General features: G+C 52.7%; 9 protein-coding genes and 1 pseudogene. All 10 read left to right on the forward strand.

Annotation, left to right across the window (positions count from 1 at the left end; translation table 11 throughout):
- The first annotated feature begins 16 nt into the window (after positions 1 to 16).
- Positions 17 to 811 carry a phycocyanobilin:ferredoxin oxidoreductase gene (locus PMIT1303_RS03590; protein ID WP_063397550.1) on the forward strand — a complete coding sequence of 265 codons (795 nt, stop codon included), beginning with the start codon at positions 17 to 19 and terminating at the stop codon, positions 809 to 811.
- 20 nt (positions 812 to 831) lie between these two features.
- Positions 832 to 1,716, forward strand: coding sequence for an HlyD family efflux transporter periplasmic adaptor subunit (locus PMIT1303_RS03595; RefSeq protein WP_063397551.1), 885 nt, complete (start codon positions 832 to 834; stop codon positions 1,714 to 1,716).
- Positions 1,716 to 2,885 (forward strand): ABC transporter permease DevC, encoded by a 1,170-nt coding sequence (gene devC, locus PMIT1303_RS03600; RefSeq protein WP_063397552.1) that lies wholly within the window; start codon positions 1,716 to 1,718, stop codon positions 2,883 to 2,885. The genes PMIT1303_RS03595 and devC overlap by 1 nt, the downstream gene beginning before the upstream one ends.
- Before the next feature lie 42 nt (positions 2,886 to 2,927).
- On the forward strand, positions 2,928 to 3,617 hold the full coding sequence (locus tag PMIT1303_RS03605) for a DevA family ABC transporter ATP-binding protein (RefSeq protein WP_063397553.1): 690 nt from the start codon (positions 2,928 to 2,930) through the stop codon (positions 3,615 to 3,617).
- Positions 3,618 to 3,654: 37 nt separating this feature from the next.
- Positions 3,655 to 3,810 (forward strand): hypothetical protein, encoded by a 156-nt coding sequence (locus PMIT1303_RS13260; protein ID WP_011129965.1) that lies wholly within the window; start codon positions 3,655 to 3,657, stop codon positions 3,808 to 3,810.
- A 102-nt stretch (positions 3,811 to 3,912) separates the two neighbouring features.
- Complete coding sequence (locus PMIT1303_RS03610; RefSeq protein WP_197459762.1) at positions 3,913 to 4,845, forward strand: glycosyltransferase family 2 protein; 933 nt, start codon at positions 3,913 to 3,915, stop codon at positions 4,843 to 4,845.
- A 9-nt stretch (positions 4,846 to 4,854) separates the two neighbouring features.
- A complete protein-coding gene (locus PMIT1303_RS14205; RefSeq protein ID WP_255359753.1) occupies positions 4,855 to 4,980 on the forward strand; it encodes a hypothetical protein in 126 nt (41 codons plus the stop codon).
- A 5-nt stretch (positions 4,981 to 4,985) separates the two neighbouring features.
- Positions 4,986 to 5,705 carry a 30S ribosomal protein S2 gene (gene rpsB / locus PMIT1303_RS03615; protein ID WP_063395799.1) on the forward strand — a complete coding sequence of 240 codons (720 nt, stop codon included), beginning with the start codon at positions 4,986 to 4,988 and terminating at the stop codon, positions 5,703 to 5,705.
- A gap of 82 nt (positions 5,706 to 5,787) precedes the next feature.
- A complete protein-coding gene (gene tsf, locus PMIT1303_RS03620) occupies positions 5,788 to 6,444 on the forward strand; it encodes a translation elongation factor Ts (RefSeq protein WP_063397555.1) in 657 nt (218 codons plus the stop codon).
- Positions 6,445 to 6,467: 23 nt separating this feature from the next.
- Positions 6,468 to 7,189: pseudogene (locus tag PMIT1303_RS03625) on the forward strand (hypothetical protein); the annotation flags it as partial.

A 7,189-nucleotide genomic window follows, 5' to 3' on the forward strand; every position in this document is an offset into this window, starting at 1 on the left:
AAGATTGGGTTTAGGGGTGGAGCGTGTCAGAGGTGCGTGTCAAAGTCCCATTCTGATCCTTCTTGCCATCGTGCTGCCTTTTCCCTCCACAAGCGGCCCGGCAATTCACCCGTTAATCGAGTCGTTAGCAGCGCGGATCAGGCAGCGCAGGGCGCAGTTGCCGGAGCTCAGTCCATTTGCACTGGATTCAGTGATGGAGTCAATCAGCGGCCAGCTTGACGGAGAGGAGCTGCTGATTAGCAATGAATTGCATCGTTGTCGGGGGCTGCGCAAGTTGCATTTGGAGATAGCAAGGCTGGGAGGGGGGCTGCAAGTACTCCATTGCGTCTTCTTTCCCGATCCTCGCTTTGATCTACCAATTTTTGGAGCCGATATTGTTGCTAGTCCTGCCGGTATTTCGGCGGCCATCGTTGATCTTTCGCCTGTAGGCCTAACAATGCCAGCGGCCCTACTCCATGGACTTGAATCACTGCCCATTCCGGCGTTTCAGCAGGTGAGGGAATTGCCTGCATGGGGATCCATCTTCTCGCCGTTTGTCCAATTCATCCGTCCAGCTAGTAGCCAGGAGGAAAGCTGGTTCGTGGATTTGGCAGATGGCTATCTCAAAGCTCTTATCTCTAGCGTCATTGACGCGACTCCCGATGCTTCTGATGCGGCATCTACGATCCAAAGGCATAAGAGCCAACTCTCCTATTGCATCCAACAGAAACGCAACGACAAGACTCGCGGAGTGCTGGAGAAGGCCTTCAATCCTCAATGGGCGGATCGATACATCGAGGAGATCTTGTTCGAGGATCCACCTCCCCTTTAAGCAGCAAAAACTGGAGATGGTTGATAACCGGAGGAATCTGCCTTGTTGTAGCTATTGGTATCTGGAGCCTTACGCGTCGGCCTGAGACACCTCCAGAAAGTCCTGTGCTGCTTCCAGCTGCCAGACCAGTTGAAGCTGTTGCGGCCTTGGGGCAACTTGAGCCCGCTGGTGATGTCCGTCGCTTGGCCGCCCCTGCTGGCGGGTTTGGTGGCACTCCACGGGTTGCCAAGCTCAGTGTTCGTGAAGGTGATGCGGTCAAGCGTGGTCAGGTTCTAGCAGAGTTCGACAACCGACCTAAAACTTTTGCTGATCTGGCAGCCGTCCAAGCTCGACTGGAGACCCTCGAGGTTCAGTTGCGAATGCAGCGGCGGGAGGTCACTCGTTATCAAAAAGCTGCCATGGTTGGAGCTTCATCTCTGGTGGATTTGGAGGAAAAACAGGAAGAACTCGTCAAAATCGATGGCCAACGTCGGGAGGCTTTGGCTGAAATCAGCGGACTTGAGGCTGATCTCGCTGATAGTCAATTGAAGTCTCCCCTCGATGGTGTGGTGTTAAGGGTGCACACTCGCGTCGGGGAGCGTCCAGGTAGTGATGGCGTGATGGAAGTTGGCGCCAATCAGACCATGGAAGCCTTGATCGAAGTTTATGAGTCGGATGTGAATCGAGTGAATGTTGGACAAGTTGTTCGCTTAACCAGTGAAAACGGTGGATTTGATGGGACTTTGATGGGTCGTGTGGAACGCATTAGCCCCCAGGTTCGTCAGCGCAATGTGCTCTCAACTGATCCAACTGGTGATGCAGATGCCCGCGTAGTTGAAGTTCGGGTCAGTCTTGACCAAAACTCAGCGGCTCGGGTGAGAAGTCTCGCGGGCATGAAGGTGATAGCTCGCTTTCAACCCTCGTGATGTCTGGCTTTTGGCAACGGCGGAGGATCCCTCTGGCTTGGTTGCTACTGAGTCGTCAACCTTTGCGGCTTTTGGTTGCTCTGGCAGGAATCTGCTTCGCCGGAATCCTGATGTTCATGCAATTGGGTTTCCGAGATGGTTTGTTCGATGCCAGTGTCACCGTGCATCGTCTCTTTGATGCTGACCTGGTGTTGATGAGCCCTCGCTCGATGAGCTCGATCAGCATGAGTGGATTTCCAAGGCGTCGTTTGGTGCAGTCCATGGCACATCCAGATGTCCAGGGCATCACACCTGTGAACTGGAATTTTTTGCTTTGGAGAAATCCGCAAACCCTCACGACTCGCCAGATTCTTGCCTTAGGTTTTGAACCGGGGGATTCGCTGTTCACAGATCCTGAGCTTGCGGCCAAGGCAAAAGCGCTCACAAGTCGTGGCCGTGTTTTGTTTGATCAGCGTTCTCGAAATGAATTCGGACCTATTGCCAAGTGGTTTGATGAAGGCCGCATTGTCGAGACTGAGCTCGCCGGGAAAAGGGTTCGAGTGGCGGGGCTAGTCAGCCTGGGACCATCGTTTGGAGCTGACGGCAATCTGCTCACCAGCAGGGAGACATTCCTTGAGCTGTTACCCAGCAATCCGCCTGGAAGCATTGAAATCGGTTTGCTAAGACTGCGGCCAGGGGCAGATCCAGATGCTGTGGTTCGTTCTCTCACGGCGAGTTTGCCCAACGATGTGAAGGTCTTTACCAAGCAGGCTTTCATTGAGTTTGAGAAGAATTACTGGCGAAGCAGTACTTCCATTGGCTTCATTTTCAGCCTCGGTGCAGCAATGGGTTTTGTTGTGGGGTGCGTGATTGTCTATCAAATCCTCTACACCGATGTCAGCGATCATCTGCCTGAGTACGCCACTCTGATGGCGATGGGTTATCGCTTGAAGACTCTTCTAGGCGTGGTAGCTCGCGAAGGGATCTTCCTGGCAGTGATGGGGTATGTGCCGGCCTATGCCGCCGGCCAGGCCCTATACGCCTTGGTACGCAGTTCGACAAAACTGCCTGTGGCGATGGATCTTCCGCGTGCCGTGCTTGTTTTCAGCCTGATCCTGACAATGTGCATGGGTTCAGCGGTGCTGGCGATGCGCCGATTGGTCGATGCCGATCCTGCAGAGATTTTCTGATGGGTCTGTTCTCTTTCAATCATTCGGTCAGAAGACATCGCCATGAATGAAAAGCTCATGGTTGAAGTTCAGGGTCTCAACCACTGTTTTGGCATTGGTGCAATGCGACGTCAGGTGTTGCAGTCCATTTCTCTGCAAATAGCCCCTGGCGAGGTGGTGTTGCTCAGCGGACCTTCAGGCTGTGGCAAAACCACTCTGCTCACTTTGATCGGAGCGCTCCGCACAGTTCAAGAGGGAGATGTATACGTGTTCGGCCATCAGTTACGTGGATCAGATCGTCGCCTTCGCCAACAGCTTCGCTGTCATATCGGCATGATTATTCAGGGCCACAATCTTTTGCGGTGTCTCACAGCTGAACAGAACGTGCAGATGGGAGCTGATTTGTTGCCAGGTCTCTCTTATCGGGCTCGCCGTGATCAGGCTCGCTATTGGTTGCGGGCTGTGGGGCTAGACGATCACCTAAGCAAACTGCCCCATGATCTTTCTGGCGGTCAAAAACAACGAGTCGCAATTGCACGTGCGCTGGCGGCTCGACCTCATTTATTGCTAGCTGATGAACCCACAGCAGCCCTGGATAGCGTCACAGGAAGGGAAGTGGTAGAGCTGCTTCAACGATTGGCCCGAGAACAGTCTTGTGCGGTGTTAATGGTGACCCATGATCCCCGCATTGTTGATGTCGCGGATCGATTAGTGCAGATGGAAGATGGTCGCCTGATCTCCTCTCTTGGTTAGGTTGGTTACAGATCTCTAGTTTGGAAGTTTTAACAGCATGGCCAAGCGCAGAAACCTCAAGAAAGAAAAGCAAGAGCGGAATCGCTCCTATGCCCGCAAATTCAAGAAGCGCAAGCTACGCAATGACGGCCGAGGTGAGGGAGCTGGTAATGGTGTAACCGGAACTGCCAACAACGGTGGTGCTGCCGACTAATCCCAGCGACAGTCTTTTTAAATCAACAGATGGGGGGCATTGATAGGCCCCCTTTTTTCATGTCTCTAGGCTGTTGCTTGTCAGCAGCAGATGTGGTTGCGAATGTTCGCAAGCGTCGTGATACCCACCTACAACCGTCGATCGATCCTTGAGAAGTGTCTGTTGGCTCTTGAGCAACAGGTCCTTTTCTCTGAGCTAGATAGTTATGAGGTGGTCGTGGTGGATGACGGCTCCACGGATGGCACACCGAGCTGGCTGAGGGATGAGGCGTTTCGCTTTCCACATGTGCGCATGGTGGAGCAAGAGCATGGGGGCCCGGCAGAGGGGCGTAATCGCGGCGTAGACAATGCCCGAGGTGATCTCATTGTTTTTATCGACAGTGATCTCGTTGTAACCGAATCGTTTCTCGCCTGTCATGCGAGAGCTTTGCGAAAAAATTGGCAGCAACGCGGTGATCGACTTTCTTTCACTTATGGCGCGGTGATTAACACGGCAAATTTTGAGCAGCCCACTACAGAACCTCACAAATTCCAGGACAACTCATGGGCCTACTTCGCGACAGGCAATGTGGCCATTGATCGTGAGGTGCTTGAACGTTCTGGATTATTCGATACCAATTTCCGTCTGTATGGCTGGGAGGATCTAGAGCTGGGGGAACGACTTCGACAGATGGATGTTGAGTTGGTGAAATGTCCCGAGGCAGTTGGTTATCACTGGCATCCTGCCCTGCGTCTTGAGCAAGTTCCTGACCTGATCAGAGTTGAGCGGGAGCGGGCCAAAATGGGCCTGGTCTTTTATCGCAAGCACCCGACGCGACGGGTGCGTTTCATCATCCAATTCACCTGGCTTCATCGGTTGTTATGGGAGTTGCTTACGCTCGGTGGATTACTTAATGAGCGCAGCCTCAGGCCTTTACTTGGCTGGTTGATTCGCAATGGTCATCAAGGTTGGGCAATGGAGCTGTTGCGTTTACCCCTGAACCGAATCGGGGTACGCGCGCTCTTCAAAGAAGCAGCACTAACAGGGCTGCGCTGAGCTGTCGCTTTGATAAATTTCAATGGTTCTTTCATTCCGCACACCTGTCCGTTTCGGGTGATGACTGAGTCGACCCATGCCTTTTGGCTGAATCGTCTCGAATACCTGGCAGGTGGAGGCGAACCCGAAACCTAAAAACTATGGCTGTTGTCACTCTTTCAGAAATGATGGAGGCGGGCGCCCACTTTGGGCATCAAACCCGTCGCTGGAATCCAAAGATGTCGCGCTACATCTACTGTGCGCGTAATGGAGTCCATATCATTGACCTGGTGCAGACCGCGATCTGCATGAACAATGCCTACAAATGGACTCGTTCTTCCGCCCGAAGTGGCAAGCGATTCCTTTTTGTTGGTACCAAAAAGCAGGCCTCTGAGGTGGTGGCGTTGGAAGCCACTCGCTGCGGAGCTTCCTATGTGAATCAACGTTGGCTTGGTGGCATGCTCACCAACTGGACCACGATGAAGGCTCGAATTGATCGATTGAAGGATCTGGAGCGGATGGAGTCCAGTGGTGCTATTGCCATGCGACCCAAGAAAGAAGCTTCCGTTTTGCGTCGCGAGCTTGAGCGACTGCAGAAGTACCTCGGTGGTCTCAAAGGGATGAGACGGTTGCCTGATGTCGTGGTGCTAGTTGATCAACGCCGTGAAACCAACGCTGTACTTGAAGCCCGCAAGCTGGACATTCCCTTGGTGTCCATGCTTGACACCAATTGCGATCCTGACCTTTGCGAGGTCCCGATCCCTTGCAATGACGATGCCGTTCGCTCTGTGCAGCTTGTGCTGGGCCGACTGGCTGATGCCATCAACGAAGGCCGTCATGGCACTAATGACCAAAGAGGTGCTGACGACAACGACGATTGAGTCCATTTACAGCGCTAAGTTCTCGCCGCCGTCCTCCTTATCTGGTCGGCTGCATCCCTAATACTCCTCACCCCGATTACCCATGGCGGACGTATCAGCCAAGCTTGTCAAGGACCTGCGCGACAAGACCGGCGCGGGAATGATGGACTGCAAGAAAGCCCTTGCAGAGAGTGACGGAGATATGATCAAGGCGAGCGAATGGCTGCGTCAGAAGGGTATTGCCAGTGCAGAGAAGAAATCTTCTCGCATTGCTGCTGAAGGTGCCATTGGTACTTACATCCACACCGGAGCCAGGGTCGGGGTACTCCTGGAGTTGAACTGCGAAACTGATTTTGTTGCTCGTGGTGATTTGTTCCAAGGGCTTTTAAAGGACGTCGCTATGCAAGTGGCGGCCTGCCCGAATGTTGAATACGTGAGCGCAGAAGAGATTCCTGTTGATGTCGTTGAAAAGGAAAGATCTATTGAGATGGGTCGCGATGATCTTTCTGGCAAGCCTGAACAGATGAAGGCAAAGATCGTTGAAGGACGAATTGGCAAGCGCCTTAAGGAACTGGTCTTGCTTGAGCAACCCTTTATCCGTGACAGCTCCATGACGGTCGCGGAACTCGTCAAGCAAGTTGCTGGCAAGATTGGAGAGAATGTCCAGGTTCGCCGCTTCACCCGATACACCCTTGGGGAGGGGATTGAAGTTGACCAGACTGATTTCGCTACGGAAGTAGCATCCATGAAGACTGCTTAATTTTGGCTGCGGAGAAGTAGAGATTGCAACGCTTCGAGCCCGATCAACAGATTGCCTCACTAAAAAAGCAGAGTCAGCGCTTGTCGTTGACTCTGTACCACGATTTAGCTCTCTACCTGCAATTATTACGGAGGGAACTGCTCAATGTTGTCCGTCAAGCCCTGTTCCTGTTGATAACTGATCAGGATCAGAATCGTTTGAGTGGGCTTTCAGACGAGACAAGGACAACTTTTCAAGATCAGGTTGAGCAATTGGTCTCTCATTGCTGTTCCTTATTGACTGTCGAGCAGTTGATGGATCTGGTTCGCCAGATGGAACGTGAACGCCAGAGAAAGAACGATCAAAACAGGCGTGAGCTGTTGTTGGCTTTTCGTTCTGAACAGGACTCCATGCAAGAAGCTGAGGGGTCCATTCACCTAAGCCTTGATCCTCCACTCGAGCATCCTGATCGTCTCGGCAGCATGTTGACTTTTGATCATGATCCCCAAAACGCTGGCTTGAGCGCAGGATTGGCTGTTAATGAGGATGTCGATGAGCCTGATTTAGGCAAGGATGATCAAGCTCAGCTTGACTCTCAGGAGTTGGAGTTGGCGTCAGAGGACTCAGAACCAATTGGCGGTCAGAAGGGTGATCTTGATGTGCTTCGCTCTCTCTTTGTCATGGCTGGCGAGACCATGGCTACAGAGAATGTCTTGACCAGTGAATTCAGCGATTTGCAGCCTGGTGACAGCACCCTGCTTAACAG

Origin of the sequence: Prochlorococcus sp. MIT 1303, from assembly GCF_001631965.1 — a bacterium.
Taxonomy (GTDB): Bacteria; Cyanobacteriota; Cyanobacteriia; order PCC-6307; family Cyanobiaceae; genus Prochlorococcus; species Prochlorococcus marinus_D.

What these genes read in the sequence shown, in the direction of transcription:
- devC (WP_063397552.1), top strand. Translation starts at nt 1,716, where the DNA reads ATGTCTGGCTTTTGGCAACGGCGGAGGATCCCTCTGGCTTGGTTGCTA.
- PMIT1303_RS03605 (WP_063397553.1), top strand. Translation starts at nt 2,928, where the DNA reads ATGAATGAAAAGCTCATGGTTGAAGTTCAGGGTCTCAACCACTGTTTT.
- PMIT1303_RS13260 (WP_011129965.1), top strand. Translation starts at nt 3,655, where the DNA reads ATGGCCAAGCGCAGAAACCTCAAGAAAGAAAAGCAAGAGCGGAATCGC.
- PMIT1303_RS03610 (WP_197459762.1), top strand. Translation starts at nt 3,913, where the DNA reads ATGTTCGCAAGCGTCGTGATACCCACCTACAACCGTCGATCGATCCTT.
- rpsB (WP_063395799.1), top strand. Translation starts at nt 4,986, where the DNA reads ATGGCTGTTGTCACTCTTTCAGAAATGATGGAGGCGGGCGCCCACTTT.
- tsf (WP_063397555.1), top strand. Translation starts at nt 5,788, where the DNA reads ATGGCGGACGTATCAGCCAAGCTTGTCAAGGACCTGCGCGACAAGACC.